Origin of the sequence: Pseudomonas pudica, assembly GCF_015680405.1 — a bacterium.
In the GTDB taxonomy this organism is placed as follows: Bacteria; Pseudomonadota; Gammaproteobacteria; order Pseudomonadales; family Pseudomonadaceae; genus Aquipseudomonas; species Aquipseudomonas pudica.
The window spans coordinates 26,872-44,891 of sequence record NZ_JADLJS010000022.1 but is presented as its reverse complement, the minus strand read 5'-3'; the positions used below and the strand labels follow the sequence as shown (position 1 = coordinate 44,891).

At 62.6% G+C, this 18,020-nt stretch carries 16 protein-coding genes; 3 read left to right on the top strand and 13 right to left on the bottom strand.

What is annotated here, in order from left to right; all coding sequences use genetic code 11:
- Position 1: 1 nt before the first annotated feature.
- From lpxA to rpsB, 13 genes are all read right to left on the bottom strand, one after another.
- Positions 2-778, bottom strand: coding sequence for an acyl-ACP--UDP-N-acetylglucosamine O-acyltransferase (lpxA, locus tag IRZ77_RS16410; RefSeq protein ID WP_046616623.1), 777 nt, complete (start codon positions 776-778; stop codon positions 2-4).
- Positions 775-1,215 carry a 3-hydroxyacyl-ACP dehydratase FabZ gene (gene fabZ / locus IRZ77_RS16405; protein ID WP_004375427.1) on the bottom strand — a complete coding sequence of 147 codons (441 nt, stop codon included), beginning with the start codon at positions 1,213-1,215 and terminating at the stop codon, positions 775-777. Before fabZ ends, lpxA begins: the two co-directional genes overlap by 4 nt.
- A gap of 114 nt (positions 1,216-1,329) precedes the next feature.
- Positions 1,330-2,385, bottom strand: coding sequence for a UDP-3-O-(3-hydroxymyristoyl)glucosamine N-acyltransferase (gene lpxD, locus IRZ77_RS16400; protein WP_013971258.1), 1,056 nt, complete (start codon positions 2,383-2,385; stop codon positions 1,330-1,332).
- A 1-nt stretch (position 2,386) separates the two neighbouring features.
- A complete protein-coding gene (locus IRZ77_RS16395) occupies positions 2,387-2,890 on the bottom strand; it encodes an OmpH family outer membrane protein (protein ID WP_015269197.1) in 504 nt (167 codons plus the stop codon).
- A gap of 44 nt (positions 2,891-2,934) precedes the next feature.
- Positions 2,935-5,295, bottom strand: coding sequence for an outer membrane protein assembly factor BamA (bamA, locus tag IRZ77_RS16390; protein WP_196173941.1), 2,361 nt, complete (start codon positions 5,293-5,295; stop codon positions 2,935-2,937).
- A 74-nt stretch (positions 5,296-5,369) separates the two neighbouring features.
- Positions 5,370-6,722, bottom strand: a complete 1,353-nt coding sequence (gene rseP, locus IRZ77_RS16385) for an RIP metalloprotease RseP (protein WP_046616146.1) — start codon at positions 6,720-6,722, stop codon at positions 5,370-5,372.
- Positions 6,723-6,793: 71 nt separating this feature from the next.
- The gene (gene ispC, locus IRZ77_RS16380) at positions 6,794-7,984 is read right to left on the bottom strand and encodes a 1-deoxy-D-xylulose-5-phosphate reductoisomerase (protein ID WP_196173940.1); all 1,191 of its coding nucleotides are present in this window, start codon (positions 7,982-7,984) and stop codon (positions 6,794-6,796) included.
- Positions 7,981-8,796 (bottom strand): phosphatidate cytidylyltransferase, encoded by an 816-nt coding sequence (locus IRZ77_RS16375; RefSeq protein WP_046616141.1) that lies wholly within the window; start codon positions 8,794-8,796, stop codon positions 7,981-7,983. Before IRZ77_RS16375 ends, ispC begins: the two co-directional genes overlap by 4 nt.
- Positions 8,796-9,551, bottom strand: a complete 756-nt coding sequence (uppS, locus tag IRZ77_RS16370; RefSeq protein ID WP_015269194.1) for a polyprenyl diphosphate synthase — start codon at positions 9,549-9,551, stop codon at positions 8,796-8,798. Before uppS ends, IRZ77_RS16375 begins: the two co-directional genes overlap by 1 nt.
- A 15-nt stretch (positions 9,552-9,566) precedes the next feature.
- Positions 9,567-10,124, bottom strand: coding sequence for a ribosome recycling factor (gene frr, locus IRZ77_RS16365; RefSeq protein ID WP_025337974.1), 558 nt, complete (start codon positions 10,122-10,124; stop codon positions 9,567-9,569).
- Positions 10,121-10,864: a UMP kinase gene (gene pyrH / locus IRZ77_RS16360; RefSeq protein ID WP_003252294.1), complete on the bottom strand. Its 744-nt coding sequence runs from the start codon at positions 10,862-10,864 to the stop codon at positions 10,121-10,123. Before pyrH ends, frr begins: the two co-directional genes overlap by 4 nt.
- A gap of 180 nt (positions 10,865-11,044) precedes the next feature.
- Positions 11,045-11,908 carry a translation elongation factor Ts gene (tsf, locus tag IRZ77_RS16355; protein ID WP_046616140.1) on the bottom strand — a complete coding sequence of 288 codons (864 nt, stop codon included), beginning with the start codon at positions 11,906-11,908 and terminating at the stop codon, positions 11,045-11,047.
- Between the two features lie 186 nt (positions 11,909-12,094).
- Positions 12,095-12,832 (bottom strand): 30S ribosomal protein S2, encoded by a 738-nt coding sequence (rpsB, locus tag IRZ77_RS16350; protein WP_046616139.1) that lies wholly within the window; start codon positions 12,830-12,832, stop codon positions 12,095-12,097.
- Positions 12,833-13,178: 346 nt separating this feature from the next.
- Here rpsB and map point away from each other — a divergent pair, with 346 nt between their 5' ends.
- Genes map through dapC form a run of 3 tightly spaced genes read left to right on the top strand, consistent with a single transcriptional unit; the run spans position 13,179 to position 17,933 of the window.
- A complete protein-coding gene (gene map, locus IRZ77_RS16345) occupies positions 13,179-13,961 on the top strand; it encodes a type I methionyl aminopeptidase (protein WP_004375406.1) in 783 nt (260 codons plus the stop codon).
- A gap of 42 nt (positions 13,962-14,003) precedes the next feature.
- The gene (locus IRZ77_RS16340; protein ID WP_046616138.1) at positions 14,004-16,706 is read left to right on the top strand and encodes a [protein-PII] uridylyltransferase; all 2,703 of its coding nucleotides are present in this window, start codon (positions 14,004-14,006) and stop codon (positions 16,704-16,706) included.
- Between the two features lie 30 nt (positions 16,707-16,736).
- A complete protein-coding gene (dapC, locus tag IRZ77_RS16335) occupies positions 16,737-17,933 on the top strand; it encodes a succinyldiaminopimelate transaminase (RefSeq protein WP_046616137.1) in 1,197 nt (398 codons plus the stop codon).
- Positions 17,934-18,020: the final 87 nt, after the last annotated feature.

Genomic DNA, 18,020 nt, shown 5'->3' with positions numbered 1-18,020 from the left:
GTCAGCGGGTGATGCCGCGAGCGGAGTTAACGATCGACTGACGGAACAGATCGACCTCAGGGTGCTTCGCAGCCAGTTCGTCCAGTTCCTTGAGCGCGTCTTCGACGGTCAGGCCCTGGCGATAGACGATCTTGTAGCAACGGCGCAGCACATGGATCACCTCGTCGCTGAAACCCCGGCGGCGCATGCCTTCGAAGTTCATGCTGCGGGCTTCGGCTGGGCTGCCGAACACGGTGACGAAGGCCGGGACATCCTTGCCAATCGCCGTACCCATGCCGGAAAACGCGTGGGCACCGATATGGCAGTACTGGTGCACCAGGGTGTAGCCGGACAGGATCGCCCAGTCCCCAACGTGCACATGGCCGGCCAGGGCCGTGTTGTTGACCAGGATGCAGTGGTTGCCGATGACGCTGTCGTGGCCGATGTGGGCATAGGCCATGATCAGGTTGTGGTCGCCCACTGTGGTTTCCGCACGGTCCTGGACGGTGCCGCGGTGAATGGTCACCCCTTCGCGGATCACGTTGTGATCGCCGATCACCAGGCGCGTCGGTTCACCCTTGTACTTGAGGTCCGGGGTGTCTTCGCCGATCGAGGAAAACTGAAAGATACGGTTGTGCTTGCCGATGCGGGTCGGCCCTTTGAGCACAACATGTGGGCCGATGACGGTGCCCTCCCCGATTTCTACATCGGGGCCAACGATCGACCAGGGGCCGACCTCGACACCCTCGGCCAGCTTGGCCGAGGGGTCGATAATGGCCCGAGGATCAATCGAATTCATAGGGAGCGTTCCGCACAGGTGATTTCTGCCGAGCAAACCGGCTTGCCGTCGACCAGGGCGCGGCACTCGAATTTCCAGATCATGCTCTTGCGGCTGAGGAACTTGGCTTCCAGCACCAACTGGTCACCCGGCAGTACCGGCTGACGGAAACGCAGCTTGTCGGAGCCGACGAAGTAGTACAGGGTGCCATCGGCCGGCTTGGCGTCGAGCATCTTGAAACCGAGGATACCCGCGGCCTGTGCCATGGCTTCGATGATCAGGACGCCCGGCATGATCGGATGCGCCGGGAAATGGCCGTTGAAGAACGGCTCGTTGATGCTGACATTCTTGTAGGCACGAATGCTCTGGGCCTCGTAGTCCAGCTCCGTCACGCGGTCCACCAGCAGGAACGGGTAACGGTGAGGCAGGTATTCGCGAATCTCGTTGATGTCCATCATTTCGGGGGGGAAGCCTGTAATAAGAATAGGGAGCGCAGGTGCTGACCACACGCTCCTTTTGCAGTCCAAAGAGGAGCCAGCTAGCGACTGTTCACTCTTGCTCAGGGAATGGTATCAGCCTTCTGATGTCGGCTGGCCACCTGAGGTCACGGTATCGACGCGTTTTTCCAGCTGCTGGAGACGCTTGGCCATGTCGTCCAGGTGGCGGATACGCGCGGCGCTCTTGCGCCATTCAGCCAGTGGCTGCATGGCAGTGCCGGAAGAATAGGCACCCGGTTCGGTGATCGAACGGGTCACCATGGTCATCCCGGACACGAAAACGTTATCACAGACATCGATATGACCCACCATGCCAACACCTCCGGCAATGGTGCAATGCTTGCCGATGCGCGTGCTGCCGGAAATTCCGACGCAGGCGGCCATGGCCGTGTGCTCACCGATCTGCACGTTGTGGGCGATCTGGATCTGGTTGTCGAGCTTGACCCCGTCAGCGATCCGCGTATCCGACAGCGCACCACGATCGACCGCAGTGTTGACACCGATTTCCACGTCGTCGCCGATGGTCACGCCACCGATCTGGGCGATCTTGCGCCACACGCCCTTCTCGTTGGCAAAGCCGAAGCCTTCACCGCCGATCACCGCACCCGACTGGATGACCACACGCTTGCCGATGGTCACATCATGGTACAGGGTGACCCGTGGAGCCAGCCAGCCGCCCTCTCCGATCACGCAACGGGCGCCGACCACGCAGTGTGCACCCACACTGACATTGGCCGCGATGCGCGCACCGCTTTCGATGACCGCAAACGGTCCGATGCTGGCGCTGGCATCCACCTGCGCGTCCTCAGCCACCACGGCGCTGGGATGAATACCCGCCACAGCCTTGGGTTTGGGGTCGAACAGATGGGAAATGCGTGCATAGGCCAGGTACGGATCGGCGACGATCAGCGCATTGCCGGCAAAGCCTTCGGCGTCCGCCGCCTTCAGCAGCACCGCGGCCGCCTGGCTGCTATCCAGGAATTTGCGGTACTGCGGGTTGGCGAGGAAGCTCAACTGACCTGGGCCAGCCTCCTGCAAGGTGGCCAGCCCGGTAATCTGCAGCGCCTCGGGCCCCTTGAGGGTGGCGCCGAGGGCCTCGGCCAACTGGCCTAGCGTCATGGTCACGGTCATATCAACGGGCTTGGTTCATGCGCTCGATGACCTGGCGGGTGATGTCGTACTGAGGCTTGACATCGATGACCGCACCACGCTCGAGGACCAGGTCGTAACCACCTTTCTTGATCACTTCCTCGACAGCGCCATCCAGCTTCGGCTTCAGTTGCTTGAGCATGTCGCGGTCAGCAACAGCCTTGGCTTCGTTCAGCTCCTTGGACTGGAACTGGAAGTCACGCGCCTTCTGCTTGAACTCGAGCTCCAGGCGCTCGCGCTCCTGCTGCTGCATCTTGTCGCCGCCCTTGATCAGACGGTCCTGGATGCCCTTGGCGCTGCTTTCCAGGCTTTTCAGCTTGGTCAGTTGCGGGCCGAACTTCTTCTCGGCATCTACCGCGTACTTCTTGGCGGCATCCGACTCCAGCAGGGCCATCTGATAGTTCAGGACGGCAACCTTCATTTCGGCGAAAGCCGGGGTGGCGACCAGCGCCGCGGCCACTACGGCCAGTTGGGTCAACTTACGCACGATGCACTCCTGGATAAACCGTTGTCGTTAAGCAAGGGCCGACCTCAGAAGGTCTGGCCCAGAGAGAATTGGAACACCTGGGTGTCGGCATCGTCCGGCTTCTTGACCGGCATTGCCAGGCTGAAACTCAGCGGGCCCAGTGCGGTGATCCAGGTCACGCCCAGGCCGACCGAACTGGCCATGCCCGAGAAACCGACCTTCTCGCAATCAGGCTGGTTGCCGCAATTGGTATCGAAGACGTTACCCACGTCCCAGAACACGGAGGTGCGCAGCGAACGCTGGTCCTTGACGAACGGCAGCGGGAACAGCAGCTCGACACCACCTTGTACCAGTACGTTGCCACCAAACGGCAACGGATCCTGGTCCGGGTCGGCGATGGTGCCTGGCTTGCCACCGTTGGCCTCGCCGCGGCTTGGGGTACTGCGTGGGCCCAGGCTGCTGTCCTTGAAGCCACGGACAGAGTTGAAACCACCCGCGAAGTAGTTCTCGTAGAACGGCAGGCCCGAGGTGCTGCCATAACCATCACCATAACCCAGCTCGGTATGCAGACGCAGGGTGTAGTCGTTGGTGATCGGCTTGAACAGCTGGCCGCGGTAGTCGAGCTTGAAGAACGACAGGTCGCTGCCCGGAATGGTGGATTCCAAGGTTACGCTTTGCGAATGACCGCGGGTCGCCAGTACACCTTTGTTTAGGGTCGATTCCGACCAGCCGATCGAGGCTTTGAAGTTCAGGAAGTTGTCGCCTTCCTCTTCGAGGAAGTCGAAGATCTCGTCAACGGTGTACTTGCCAGTCTTGATCTTGTCCTGCTGCACGCTCAGGCCATAGGTCAGGCGCGAGGTCTCGCTGATCGGGTAGCCGAGGCTGACGCCCGCACCGTAGCTGTCCACCGCGTAGCTGGCCACGTCGACGTCGAGGTCGTCGTAGTCGGTGCTGCGGTAGAAGGCGTTGTAGCCCAGGCTTACGCCATCGGCAGTGAAGTAGGGGTCAACGAAGCCGAAGTTGTAGCGGGTCTGGTATTCCGAACGGGTCAGGCCGATCGACACCTTGTTACCGGTACCGAGGAAGTTGCTCTGGCTGATCGAACCACCGAGGATCAGGCCGGCGCTCTGGGCAAAACCGACGCTGGCGGTGATCGAGCCGGAGGCCTGCTCTTCGACGCTGTAGTTGACGTCGACCTGGTCGTCGGTGCCCGGCACCGGTGGAGTCTCGACGTTCACTTCCTTGAAGAAACCCAGGCGCTCCAGGCGGGTCTTGGACTGGTCGATCAGGTAGGTCGAGGCCCAGCCGCCTTCCATCTGGCGCATTTCGCGACGCAGCACTTCGTCTTCGGTCTTGGTGTTGCCGCGGTAGTTGATGCGGTTGACGTAGGCACGCTTGCCCGGGTCGACCACGAACATGATGTCGACGGTGTGGTCTTCATCGTTCGGCTGCGGCACGCCGTTGACGTTGGCGAAGGTGTAGCCTTCGTTGCCCAGGCGGCGGGTGATCAGCTCGGAGGTACTGGTCATCACCTTGCGCGAGAACACCTGGCCAGGCTGCACCAGCAGCAGCGACTTGACCTGGTCTTCCGGCACCTTCAGGTCACCGGACAGCTTCACGTCGCGGACGGTGTACTTCTCGCCTTCGTTGATGTTGACGGTGATGTAGACGTGTTTCTTGTCCGGCGTGATGGACACCTGGGTGGAGGCGATGTCCATGTTGATGTAGCCGCGGTCCAGGTAGTAGGAACGCAGGCGCTCCAGGTCACCGGAGAGCTTTTCGCGGGCGTACTTGTCGTCGTTCTTGAAGAACGACAGCCAGTTGGTGGTCTTCAGCTCGAACAGCTGCGCCAGGGTCTCGTCGTCGAACACGTTGTTGCCAACGATGTTGATGTGCTGGATGGCGGCGACGGTGCCTTCGTTGATCTTGATCTTCAGCGCCACACGGTTGCGCGGCTGCGGCACCACCTCGGCGTCGACCTCGGCCGAGTAGCGGCCCTGGGCCACGTACTGGCGCTGCAGCTCGTTACGCACACCTTCGAGGGTGGCACGCTGGAAGATCTCGCCTTCGGCCAAGCCCGATTGCTTGAGGCCCTTCATCAGGTCTTCGGTGCTGATGGCCTTGTTGCCTTCGATCTCGATGCTCGACACCGACGGGCGCTCGACCACGTTGATGATCAGGACATTGCCATCGCGGTTCAGCTGAATGTCCTGGAAGAAGCCGGTCTTGAACAGGGAACGGGTCGACTCCACCAGTCGGCGGTCATCGGCCTGGTCGCCGACGTTCAGCGGCAAGGCACCGAAGACACTGCCGGCGGAAACCCGCTGCAGGCCGTTGACGCGGATATCGGAGATGGTGAAGGACTCGGCGTGAACTTCAGCGATCATCAGTGCGGACATGACCGCAGTTAGCAGCAGACGTTTCATGAAGTCCTTTTATTCCAACTGGCAATAAACAGCCCGCCGCGACAAGACGGCAGGTTTCGCAATTGAGCGAAGCTTTATAGTCGACCCAGATCGTTGATCAGAGCGAGCAACATCACCCCTATGACCAAACTGATACCGATCTGGACCCCCCAACCTTGCACCCGATCCGACAGAGGACGACCGCGCGCCCACTCGACCAGGTAAAACAGCAAATGCCCCCCATCCAGAACCGGGATGGGCAGCAGGTTAAGAACCCCCAGGCTTATGCTCAGGTAGGCCAGGAAATTCAGGAAATCCCCCACGCCGGACTGGGCTGAAGCGCCCGCCACTTTAGCAATGGTTATCGGTCCGCTCAAGTTTTTTACCGAGAGCTCCCCGAACAGCATTTTCTTCAGCGATTCAAGGGTCAGGACGCTCATGTTCCAGGTACGTGACAAGCCCTCCCCCACTGCATCCAGCGGGCCGTAGCTGACTTCGCGGAGCATGTTGGCAGGCCATTCGCCACCCTTTACCCCTGCGCCAAGATAGCCGCCAGCCGCCTTGCCCTCGCCCTTGCGCGCCAGGGTGACCGGGACGTCCAGCGCAGTACCGTCGCGCTCGACCCGCACCACTACCTTGGCTTGCGGTCGAGCCCGCACAGCATCGACCACCTGCTGCCATTCGCCCACTGCTACACCATCGAGGGCCAGCAGCTTGTCACCGGTTTTCAGGCCCGCTGCGGCAGCTGGCCCCTTGGGATCGATCTCTGCCAACACCGGCACAATGGCCGGGCGCCAAGGGTGCAGCCCAAGGGATTGGATCGGGTCCGGCTCGTCGGCGCCCTTGAGCCAGCTGTCCAGCTTCACCTGTAGCTGGCGCTCGGCGCTGGCGCCCTCTTCACGCACGCCAACCTGCAGGGTGCCACTCTCGCCCAGACGACGAACCAGCTGCAGGTTGACCGCAGACCAACCATTGGTCGGTTTGCCGTCGATGGAGACGATTTCCTGACCTGCGGTCAGGCCTGCCGATGCTGCCAGGCTGCCAGCATCGACCGCACCGATCACCGGGCGGATTTGCTGGGTACCCAGCATCGCCAGCACCCAGAAGAACAGGATGGCCAGCAGGAAGTTGGCAACCGGGCCCGCCGCGACGATCGCGATGCGCTGGCGCACGGACTTGCGATTGAACGACTGCTCGATCAGCGCCGGCGGCACGTCACCCTCGCGCTCGTCGAGCATCTTGACGTAACCACCCAGCGGGATCGCAGCGATCACGAACTCGGTGCCATGGCGGTCATGCCAGCGCAGCAATGGCGTGCCGAAGCCCACCGAGAAGCGCAGCACCTTGACACCGCAGCGGCGCGCCACCCAGAAGTGGCCGAATTCATGGAAAGTGACCAGTACACCCAAGGCTACGAGGGTGCCGATAATCATGTAGAGCGCTGTCATATCCATCTCCGAATGATGTTCAGCGGGCTGGCATCATGCCCAGCCCCCTCGTGAACCATGGTGGGCCTGCATCAGCGACCGTGACGCCTCAGCCACTCACGGGAAAGCTCCCGGGCACGCTGATCGGCGGCGAACACCGCGTCCAGCGACGGCAGCGGTACGACGGGCTCCTGATCGAGCACCTGTTCGATCATACCCGCGATCTCCGGAAAGCGGATACGCCGCTGGAGAAATGCATCGACCGCAACCTCGTTGGCCGCATTGAGCACGGCCGGTGCGCTGTTGCCAGCCTCGGCAGCCTGCCGCGCAAGGCGCAGGCAAGGGAAGCGCTGCTCGTCGGGCGCCTGGAAATCCAGACGGGCGATGGCGAACAGGTCCAGCGGCGCCACCCCGGAATCGATCCGCTCGGGCCAGGCCAGGGCGTTGGCGATGGGTGTGCGCATGTCCGGGTTACCCAGCTGCGCCAGCACCGAACCGTCGACATAATCCACCAGGGAGTGGATCACGCTCTGCGGGTGCACCACCACCTCGACCCTGGCCGGTGCGGCATCGAACAACCAGCAAGCCTCGATCAGTTCCAGGCCCTTGTTCATCATGCTGGCCGAATCCACTGAAATCTTGCGCCCCATGGACCAGTTGGGGTGCGCACAGGCCTGTTCCGGGGTGACGTCCAGCAGCGCCTCTACAGGCGTCTCGCGGAACGGGCCGCCGGATGCGGTGAGCAGGATCCGGCGCACGCCGACTGCACTCAGGCCGCGCGCGTAGTCGCCGGGCATGCACTGGAAGATCGCATTGTGCTCGCTGTCGATCGGCAGCAGCACGGCGCCACTGCGCCGCACCGCCTCCATGAACAGCGCGCCGGACATGACCAGCGCCTCCTTGTTGGCCAGCAACACCTTCTTGCCCGCCTCGACCGCCGCCAGGGTGGGGCGCAGGCCAGCGGCGCCGACGATGGCCGCCATCACCGCGTCCACTTCCGACGCAGCCGCCACCTGACACAACCCGGCCTCGCCTTCCAGCACCTCGGTGACGCACCCCGCCGCAGCCAGGCTGTCGCGCAGTCGCGCGGCCGCCTCGGCGCTCGGCACCACGGCGAATGCCGGGCGGTGGCGCACGCACAGGGCCTGCAATTCGTCGAAACGCGAATAGCCACTCAGGGCGAACACCTGGTAACGGTCGGGATGGCGCGCGATGACATCCAGCGTGCTCAGGCCGATGGAGCCGGTGGCCCCGAGCACGGTAATACGCTGCGGACGGCTCACATCACACCCCATTCGGCGGCCCACAGCAGCACGGCGAAAACCGGGATCGCCGCGGTCAGGCTGTCGATGCGGTCGAGCACCCCACCATGGCCAGGCAGCAGGTTGCTGCTGTCCTTGATGCCCGAACGGCGCTTGAACATGCTTTCGGTCAGGTCACCGACCACCGAAGACATGACCACCAGCGCGGCACTCAGCAGGCCCAGCAGAATCTGCCCGAAGCCCCAGTCGCGGCTGATACCGACCACCAGGGTGATCACCAGACTGACCGCCAGGCCGCCATACACGCCTTCCCAGCTCTTGCCAGGGCTGACCTGAGGCGCCAGCTTGCGCTTGCCGAAGGCACGGCCGGAGAAGTACGCGCCAATATCGGCAGCCCACACCAACACCATGACCGACAGGATCAGCCAGTTACCCAGCGGCCAGTGCTTGAGCAGCACCAGCCCCTGCCAGGCCGGCAGCAATACCAGCAGGCCGATCAGCAACCGACAGGCGGCACTGGCCCACAGTTCACTGCTGCGCGGATAGGTAAGCACCAGCCAGGTGGCCAACCCCCACCAGATCACCGCGGCGCCCAGCACCCAGGGCGCCAGCTCCGGAAGGATGTACAGCAACATCAGCGCTCCGGCGACGACCACGGCATAGGCGATGCGCAGCGGTTGGGCCATGAGCCCGGCCAGGCGCGCCCACTCCCAGGCACCGAGGGTCACCACGAAGCCGATGAACAGGGCGAAATCCCCACCGTTGAGCAGGAAGAAGCCACCCAGCGCGATCGGCAGCAGGATCAGCGCGGTAATGATGCGTTGTTTAAGCATTAAGCACGAGCTCCAGCCTCGACCTGCTCGCTGGTCTTACCGAAGCGGCGCTGGCGCGAAGCGAAATCGGCCAGGGCGTTGCGCATGGCCTCGTGTTTGAAGTCCGGCCAGTAGAGGTCGGAGAAGTACAGCTCGGCGTAGGCCAGCTGCCACAACAGGAAGTTGCTGATGCGGTGCTCGCCACCCGTGCGGATGCACAGGTCCGGCAGCGGCAGCTCGCCGGTTGCCAGGCAGGTCTGCAGCAGACCCGGGGTGATGTCTTCCGGACGCAGGTGCCCGGCTTGCACCTCCCGCGCCAACCGCTGTGCGGCCTGGGCGATGTCCCACTGGCCACCGTAGTTGGCCGCGATCTGCAGGATGAAGCGGTTGTTGCCGGCGGTCAGCGCCTCGGCCTCGCGCATGGCGGCCTGCAGCTCGGGATGGAAACGCGAACGGTCACCGATGATACGCAGGCTGATGTTGTTCTCGTTCAGGCGCTTGGCCTCGCGGCGCAGGGCCGAGAAGAACAGCTCCATCAACGCACCGACCTCTTCGGCGGGGCGCTGCCAGTTCTCGCTGGAGAAGGCGAACAGGGTCAGTACCTCGACCCCGGACTCGGCACAGACTTCGATGACCGCGCGAACGGCGTCGACACCCGCCTTGTGCCCGGCAACGCCGGGCAACAGGCGCTTTTTCGCCCAGCGGTTGTTGCCATCCATGATGATCGCGACATGACGCGGCACCGAGGACGGCGCCGCTGGCTTGGTCTTTTCCATTAAAAAACCCCGGCCTTAGACGGCCATCAGGTCCTTTTCCTTGGCTTTGAAGGCAGCATCGACTTCGGCAACGTACTTGTCGGTGAGCTTCTGGATCTCGTCAGCGGCACGACGCTCTTCGTCTTCGCTGATTTCCTTGTCCTTGGTCAGTTTCTTAAGGTCGGCCAGGGCGTCACGGCGCACGTTGCGCACGGCTACCTTGGCATCCTCGGCAACGCCGCTGGCCTGCTTGGTGTAGCCCTTGCGGGTTTCCTCGGTCAGGGCCGGCATCGGCACACGGATGGTGGTACCGGCGCTGGACGGGTTCAGGCCCAGATCGGAGGTGAGGATGGCCTTCTCGATGGCAGCGCTGAGGTTCTTGTCGTGGGCGACGATCTTCAGGGTGCGGGCATCTTCGACGGTGATCGCGGCCACCTGGTTCAGCGGCATCTCGCTACCCCAGGCCGGGACCTTGACGCTGTCCAGAATGCTCGGGTGGGCGCGACCGGTGCGGATTGCCGCCAGGTTGCGGGCCAGGGCCTCGAGGGACTTGGTCATGCGCTCCTGCGCGTCTTTCTTGATGTCGTTGATCATGCTTGGCCTTCCTCGATCAGAGTACCTTCAGCGCCACCCACCACGATGTTCAGCAGGGCGCCAGGCTTGTTCATGTTGAATACCCGCAATGGCATCTTGTGGTCACGGCACAGGCAGATTGCGGTCAGGTCCATCACACCCAGCTTGCGATCCAGGACCTCGTCGTAGGTCAGGTGATCGAACTTCTCGGCATGCGGGTCCTTGAATGGATCGGCAGTGTACACACCATCGACCTTGGTCGCCTTCAGCACCACATCGGCATCGATTTCGATAGCGCGCAGACAGGCCGCGGAGTCGGTGGTGAAGAACGGGTTGCCGGTACCGGCGGAGAAAATTACCACATCCCCGGAGTTGAGGTGGCGAATAGCTTTGCGACGATCGTAATGATCGGTGACACCGACCATGGAAATGGCCGACATGACCAGGGCCGGGATGTTCGAACGCTCCAGCGCGTCGCGCATGGCCAGGCCGTTCATCACGGTGGCCAGCATGCCCATGTGGTCACCGGTGACGCGGTCCATGCCGGCTGCGCTGAGCGCGGCGCCGCGGAACAGGTTGCCACCACCGATCACCAGGCCGACCTGGACACCGATCCCTACCAGTTGGCCAACTTCCAGGGCCATGCGATCCAGCACTTTCGGGTCGATCCCGAAGTCTTCCGAGCCCATCAGGGCCTCGCCGCTAAGTTTGAGCAAAATGCGTTTATAGCGAGGTTGGCGACCACTCACCTGCTGAGCCATTGCGAGTCTCTCCTGCGGCGTACTTTTAGAAAATTCGTGCGGGCTGTTTGCAGCCTGCTAACTGTAGCGTGGCACCGTCTTGGTGCCAGCGGCGGCAGGTTTTATAAACCCTTCGCCGTTTTGACAAAGAGGCTGCGCGCGTGAGCGGGCAGCCTCTTCGGGGCGACAGACGGGGCTGTCTTACTGCTTGGCAGCAGCTACCTGAGCGGCAACTTCAGCAGCGAAGTCGTCGACTGGCTTCTCGATGCCTTCACCGACCTTGAAGTAGGTGAAGGAAACGATTTCAGCACCGGCTTTCTTGGCCAGCTCGCCAACCTTGACTTCCGGGTTCATTACGAAGGCTTGCTCTTTCAGCGAGGCTTCGGCCTTGAACTTGGTGATACGGCCGTTGATCATGTTCTCAACGATGTTTTCCGGCTTGCCAGCGATCTTGTCGGCGTTCAGCTGCAGGAAGACGTTCTTCTCGCGCTCGATGGCTTCAGCGGAGATTTCCGACGAATCCAGGAACTCAGGGTTCGAAGCCGCAACGTGCATGGCGATGTTCTTCGCCAGCTCGATGTCGCCGCCTTTCAGGACAACGGCAGCGCCGATCTTGTTGCCGTGCAGGTAGGCACCGACAACGTCACCTTCGACGCGCACCAGGCGACGGATGTTGACGTTCTCGCCGCACTTGGCAACCAGGGCTTCACGAGCAGCTTCACGCGATGCGATCAGCGGGGCGGCGTCGGTCAGCTTCTGGGCGAAGGCTTCTTCGATGCTGTCGGCAACGAAGTTCTTGAAGTCGTCTTGCAGGGCCAGGAAGTCGGTCTGCGAGTTCACTTCCAGCAGGACGGCGGATTTACCGTCGGTCTTGACGGCGATAGCGCCTTCAGCAGCGACGTTGCCAGCCTTTTTGGCGGCCTTGATGGCGCCCGAGGCACGCATGTCGTCAATGGCTTTTTCGATGTCGCCGCCGGCCTTTTCCAGGGCCTTCTTGCAATCCATCATGCCTTCGCCGGTACGCTCGCGCAGTTCTTTGACCAGCGCTGCAGTAATTGCTGCCATTTCAAAATCCTCTTGGAAAGTTTTTCAACCATTCCACCCGCTCGTCACGGGCGTTCAATTCTGCAAATCCGCTGTATTTATCTCAGCGAGCCCATGATGCGGGGCCGATGCTGACAGCAGGATTTCAAGGTGGCAAAAAGGGGGCAGAGCCCCCTTTTTGCGTGCCAAGTCGACGCTAGCGTCTAATTACTCGGCAGCAGGTGCAGCCGCTTCTTCAGCGTAAACTTCGGTGCCGCCGGCAACGTTGTTACGGCCGCGGATGACTGCGTCAGCCATCGAAGTCATGTACAGCTCGATAGCGCGGATGGCGTCATCGTTACCTGGGATGATGTAGTCAACACCTTCCGGGCTGCTGTTGGTATCGACAACGCCGATAACCGGGATGCCCAGCTTGTTGGCTTCGGTGATCGCGATGCGCTCGTGATCAACGTCGATAACGAACAGTGCGTCTGGCAGACCGCCCATGTCCTTGATGCCGCCCAGGCTGCGATCCAGTTTTTCCAGGTCGCGGGAGCGCATCAGGGCTTCTTTCTTGGTCAGCTTGGCGAAAGTGCCGTCTTCGGCCTGGGTTTCCAGGTCGCGCAGACGCTTGATCGAAGCGCGGATGGTCTTGTAGTTGGTCAGCATGCCGCCCAACCAACGGTGGTCAACGTACGGCGAACCGCAACGAGCAGCTTGCTCGGCGACGATCTTGCCGGCGGAACGCTTGGTGCCGACGAACAGGATCTTGTTCTTGCCCTGGGCCAGGCGCTCTACGAACGCCAGAGCGTCGTTGAACATCGGCAGGGTTTTTTCCAGGTTGACGATGTGGATCTTGTTACGCGCGCCGAAAATGTACTTGCCCATTTTCGGGTTCCAGTAACGGGTCTGGTGGCCGAAGTGCACACCGGCCTTCAGCATATCGCGCATGTTGACTTGGGACATGATAGTTCCTTGATAAGTCGGGTTGGGCCTCCACGTATCCCAATGACCAACCCGCGAATTCTGCAACTCGGGGCACCCAGGTCATCGTGTCGACACGTGTGTGGGTTAAGTGCTTACGGGGTCGTCCCCGAAAGCGGCGCATTTTATACCACAGACCGCGGCCGAACGGAACCCGAATGCTGTTGCGTCCGTCAGCGGCTTTTGCAGCACCCCGGCTTTCGCGCCAGAATGCCAGCTATAGACAGCAGCATGGCCGCCTTTATCCCGACCGATCGGCGCCCTGCTCTGCTAGAATCCGGCCTTTCCCGTTTGTTCGCGCCGTGCACGGCGCTGTAGAGAGCCTGTAATGACCGTCACCATCAAGACCGCAGAAGACATCGAGAAGATGCGCATCGCCGGCCGCCTGGCCGCCGAGGTGCTGGAAATGATCGAGGAACACGTCAAGCCCGGTGTCACCACCGAAGAGCTGGACCGCCTCTGCCACGACTATATCGTCAACGTCCAGCAGGCCATCCCGGCGCCGCTCAACTACAAGGGCTACCCGAAGTCGATCTGCACCTCGATCAACCATGTGGTCTGCCACGGCATCCCCAACGACAAGCCACTCAAGGACGGTGACACGCTGAACATCGACGTCACCGTGATCAAGGACGGCTACCACGGCGACACCAGCCGCATGTTCCACGTCGGCACCGTGCCGGTATGGGCGGAGCGCCTGTCCAAGGTCACCCAGGAGTGCATGTACAAGGCCATCGAACTGGTCAAGCCGGGCTGCCGCCTGGGCGACATCGGCGAAGTGATCCAGAAGCACGCTGAAAAGAACGGCTTCTCGGTAGTGCGCGAGTTCTGCGGCCACGGCATCGGCAAGGTGTTCCACGAGGAGCCGCAGATCCTGCACTACGGCCGCGCTGGCACTGGCATGGAGCTGAAGGAAGGCATGACCTTCACCATCGAGCCGATGATCAACCAGGGCAAGGCCGACACCAAGGTGCTGGGCGACGGCTGGACCGCCATCACCAAGGACCGCAAGCTCTCGGCCCAGTGGGAGCACACCCTGGTAGTGACTGCGACCGGCTACGAGATCTTCACCCTGCGCAAGGACGACACCATCCCGCGCACCTCGGCCTGACCGCACTCCGACAGGCCACCCCCACGACAGGAACGTGACGCGATGCCCCAGGTGGATCCCGAGCTGTTCGACCGCGGCCAGTTCCAGGCGGAACTGGCCCTCAAGGCGAGCCCCATCGCCGCCTTCAAGAAAGCCATCCGCCAGGCCGGCGAGGTGCTCGACAAGCGTTTCCGCAGTGGCAGCGACATCCGCCCACTGATCGAGGCCCGCGCCTGGCTCGTCGACAACATCCTGCAACAGGCCTGGAACCAGTTCGACTGGGGCGACCAGAGCGGCATCGCCCTGGTCGCGGTGGGTGGCTACGGCCGCGGTGAGCTGCACCCGCATTCGGACATCGACCTGCTGATCCTGCTGGGTGCTGCCGAACACGAGCAGTACCGCGACGCCATCGAGCGTTTTCTCACCCTGCTGTGGGACATCGGCCTGGAAGTTGGCCAGAGCGTGCGTACCGTCGACGAGTGCGCCGAGCAGGCCCGCGCCGACCTGACGGTCATCACCAACCTGATGGAAAGCCGCACCGTTGCCGGCCCCGAAGCCCTGCGCCAGCGCATGCTGGAGGTGACCAGTACTGCGCACATGTGGCCGAGCAAGGATTTCTTCCTGGCCAAGCGGGCCGAACTCAAGGCCCGTCACCACAAGTACAACGACACCGAGTACAACCTCGAACCCAATGTGAAAGGCTCGCCAGGTGGCCTGCGGGACATCCAGACGGTGCTGTGGGTGGCCCGGCGCCAGTACGGCACCCTCAACCTGCACGCGCTGGCCGGCGAAGGTTTCCTGCTGGAAAGCGAGAACGAGCTGCTGGCCTCGTCCCAGGACTTCCTGTGGAAGGTGCGCTACGCCTTGCACATGCTGGCCGGGCGCGCCGAGGACCGCCTGCTGTTCGACCACCAGCGCAGCATCGCCGCACTGCTGGGCTACAGCGACGACAACCCCAAGCGGGCGATCGAGCAGTTCATGCAGCAGTACTACCGGGTGGTGATGAGCATCAGCCAGCTGTGCGACCTGATCATCCAGCACTTCGAGGAGGTCATCCTCGCCGATGACGACAGCGGCACCACCCAGCCGCTGAATGCGCGCTTCCGCCTGCATGACGGTTATATAGAAGCGGCCAGGCCGAACGTGTTCAAACGCACGCCGTTCGCCATGCTGGAAATCTTCGTGCTGATGGCCCAGCACCCCGAGATCAAGGGCGTACGCGCCGATACCGTGCGGCTGCTGCGCGAACACAGGCACCTGATCGACGATACCTTCCGCACCGATATCCGCAACACCAGCCTGTTCATCGAGCTGTTCAAGTGCGAAATCGGCATCCACCGCAACCTGCGGCGGATGAACCGCTACGGCATCCTTGGACGTTACCTGCCGGAGTTCGGCCTGATCGTCGGGCAGATGCAGCACGACCTGTTCCACATCTATACGGTCGATGCGCACACCCTCAACCTCATCAAGCACCTGCGCAAGCTGCAATACACGCCGGTGTCCGAGAAATTCCCGCTGGCCAGCAAGCTCATGGGCCGTCTGCCCAAGCCCGAGCTGATCTACCTGGCCGGCCTGTACCACGACATCGGCAAGGGCCGCCAGGGCGACCATTCCGAGCTGGGTGCGGTGGATGCGAAGAAGTTCTGCGAACGCCACCAGTTGCCCGCCTGGGACAGCCGACTGATCGTCTGGCTGGTGCAGAACCACCTGGTGATGTCGACCACCGCCCAGCGCAAAGACCTGTCCGACCCACAGGTGATCAACGATTTTGCCCTGCACGTGGGTGACGAGACGCGCCTGGACTACCTGTACGTGCTGACCGTGGCCGATATCAACGCAACCAACCCCAGCCTGTGGAACTCGTGGCGGGCCAGCCTGCTGCGCCAGTTGTACACCGAGACCAAGCGCGCCCTGCGCCGTGGCCTGGAAAACCCGCTGGACCGCGAGGAGCAGATTCGCCAGACCCAAACGGCGGCGCTGGATATCCTGGTGCGCGAAGGCACAGACCCGGACGACGTCGAGCAGCTGTGGTCGCAGCTGGGCGATGACTACTTCCTCAAGCACACCGCCGCCGATGTGGCCTGGCACAGTGACGCGATCCTCCAGCAGCCGGCCGATGGCGGGCCGCTGGTGCTGATCAAGGAAACCACCCAGCGCGAGTTCGAGGGTGGCACGCAGATTTTCATCTATGCCCCGGACCAGCACGACTTCTTCGCCGTGACGGTGGCGGCCATGTCGCAGCTGAACCTGAACATTCATGACGCGCGGATCATCACCTCGAGCAGCCAGTTCACCCTCGACACCTACATCGTGCTGGACAACGACGGCGGCTCGATCGGCGACAACCCGCAGCGGGTCAAGCAGATCCGCGACGGCCTGACCGAAGCGCTGCGCAACCCCGAGGACTACCCGACCATCATCCAGCGCCGGGTACCGCGCCAGCTCAAGCACTTCGACTTCCCGCCACAGGTGACCATCCTCAACGATGCCCAGCGTCCGGTGACCATCCTCGAAATCACCGCGCCCGACCGCCCAGGCCTGCTGGCCCGGCTGGGGCGCATCTTCCTGGAGTTCGACCTGTCGCTGCAGAACGCCAAGATCGCCACCCTTGGCGAGCGGGTGGAAGACGTTTTCTTCATCACCGATGCCGACAACCAGCCGCTGTCCGACCCACAGCTGTGCAGCCGACTGCAGGAGGCCATCGTCCAGCAGTTGCAGGCCGGCCAGGCCAGCGATGCCAGCCCTACCCGCGTGACCTTTTAACGATTAGACGATTGACGAGACCTTGCGCCGATGAACCATGCCTTGACCCAGCTTCAGCCCTACCCGTTCGAAAAACTCCGCGCCCTGCTGGGCAGCGTTGCGCCTGCGGCGGACAAGCGCGCCATCGCCCTGTCGATCGGTGAGCCGAAGCACGAATCGCCGGCGTTCGTCGCCCAGGCCATGGCCGACAACCTCGACAAGCTGGCAGTGTACCCAAGCACCATCGGCCTGCCGGCCCTGCGCCAGGCCATCGGCCAGTGGTGCGAGCGGCGCTTCGGCGTACCGGCCGGCTGGCTGGATGCCGACCGCCACATCCTGCCGGTCAACGGCACCCGTGAAGCACTGTTCGCCTTCACCCAGGCCGTGGTCAACCGCGCCGATGACGGCCTGGTGGTCAGCCCCAACCCGTTCTACCAGATCTACGAAGGCGCAGCGCTGCTGGCCGGTGCTACCCCGCACTACCTGCCGTGCCTGGAGAGCAACGGGTTCAACCCCGACTTCGACGCCGTGCCGGCTGAAGTGTGGAAGCGTTGCCAGATCCTGTTCCTGTGTTCGCCGGGCAACCCCACCGGCGCACTGGTGCCGATGGGCACCCTGAAGAAGCTGATTGCCCTGGCCGACGAGCACGACTTCGTGATTGCTGCCGATGAATGCTACAGCGAGCTGTACTTCGACGAGGATGCCCCGCCACCAGGCCTGCTGACTGCCTGTGCGGAACTGGGCCGCAGCGACTTCAAGCGCTGCGTGGTATTCCACAGCCTGTCCAAGCGCTCCAACCTGCCTGGCCTGCGCTCGGGCTTCGTCGCCGGTGACGCCGAGATCATCAAGCCGTTCCTGCTGTACCGTACCTACCACGGCTGCGCCATGCCGGTACAAACCCAGCTGGCCAGCATCGCAGCCTGGCAGGACGAGACGCATGTGCGCGAGAACCGCGATCAGTACCGCGCCAAGTACGATGCCGTGCTGGATATCCTGCAACCGGTGCTGGATGTGCAGCGGCCGGATGGCAGCTTCTACCTGTGGGCCAAGGTGCCAGGCGACGATGCCGAGTTCACCCGCGACCTGTTCGAGGCCCAGCATGTGACAGTGGTGCCGGGGTCGTACCTGTCGCGCGAAGTGGATGGCGTGAACCCGGGCGCCGGGCGTGTGCGCATGGCGCTGGTTGCGCCGCTGGCCGAGTGCATCGAGGCGGCAGAGCGGATTCGCGCATTTCTGCAGAACCGCTGATTCGCTCAAGGGGGGCGCTTTGCGCCCCTTTCGCCAGCAAGCCAGCTCCCACTCTGACCGCATCAACCTCAGGCCCTGTGCATTACC

Coding starts and splice junctions, on each gene's coding strand:
- lpxA (WP_046616623.1), bottom strand. CDS start 778: ATGAATTCGATTGATCCTCGGGCCATTATCGACCCCTCGGCCAAGCTG.
- fabZ (WP_004375427.1), bottom strand. CDS start 1,215: ATGATGGACATCAACGAGATTCGCGAATACCTGCCTCACCGTTACCCG.
- lpxD (WP_013971258.1), bottom strand. CDS start 2,385: ATGACCGTGACCATGACGCTAGGCCAGTTGGCCGAGGCCCTCGGCGCC.
- bamA (WP_196173941.1), bottom strand. CDS start 5,295: ATGAAACGTCTGCTGCTAACTGCGGTCATGTCCGCACTGATGATCGCT.
- rseP (WP_046616146.1), bottom strand. CDS start 6,722: ATGACAGCGCTCTACATGATTATCGGCACCCTCGTAGCCTTGGGTGTA.
- IRZ77_RS16375 (WP_046616141.1), bottom strand. CDS start 8,796: ATGCTTAAACAACGCATCATTACCGCGCTGATCCTGCTGCCGATCGCG.
- uppS (WP_015269194.1), bottom strand. CDS start 9,551: ATGGAAAAGACCAAGCCAGCGGCGCCGTCCTCGGTGCCGCGTCATGTC.
- frr (WP_025337974.1), bottom strand. CDS start 10,124: ATGATCAACGACATCAAGAAAGACGCGCAGGAGCGCATGACCAAGTCC.
- pyrH (WP_003252294.1), bottom strand. CDS start 10,864: ATGGCTCAGCAGGTGAGTGGTCGCCAACCTCGCTATAAACGCATTTTG.
- tsf (WP_046616140.1), bottom strand. CDS start 11,908: ATGGCAGCAATTACTGCAGCGCTGGTCAAAGAACTGCGCGAGCGTACC.
- rpsB (WP_046616139.1), bottom strand. CDS start 12,832: ATGTCCCAAGTCAACATGCGCGATATGCTGAAGGCCGGTGTGCACTTC.
- map (WP_004375406.1), top strand. CDS start 13,179: ATGACCGTCACCATCAAGACCGCAGAAGACATCGAGAAGATGCGCATC.
- IRZ77_RS16340 (WP_046616138.1), top strand. CDS start 14,004: ATGCCCCAGGTGGATCCCGAGCTGTTCGACCGCGGCCAGTTCCAGGCG.
- dapC (WP_046616137.1), top strand. CDS start 16,737: ATGAACCATGCCTTGACCCAGCTTCAGCCCTACCCGTTCGAAAAACTC.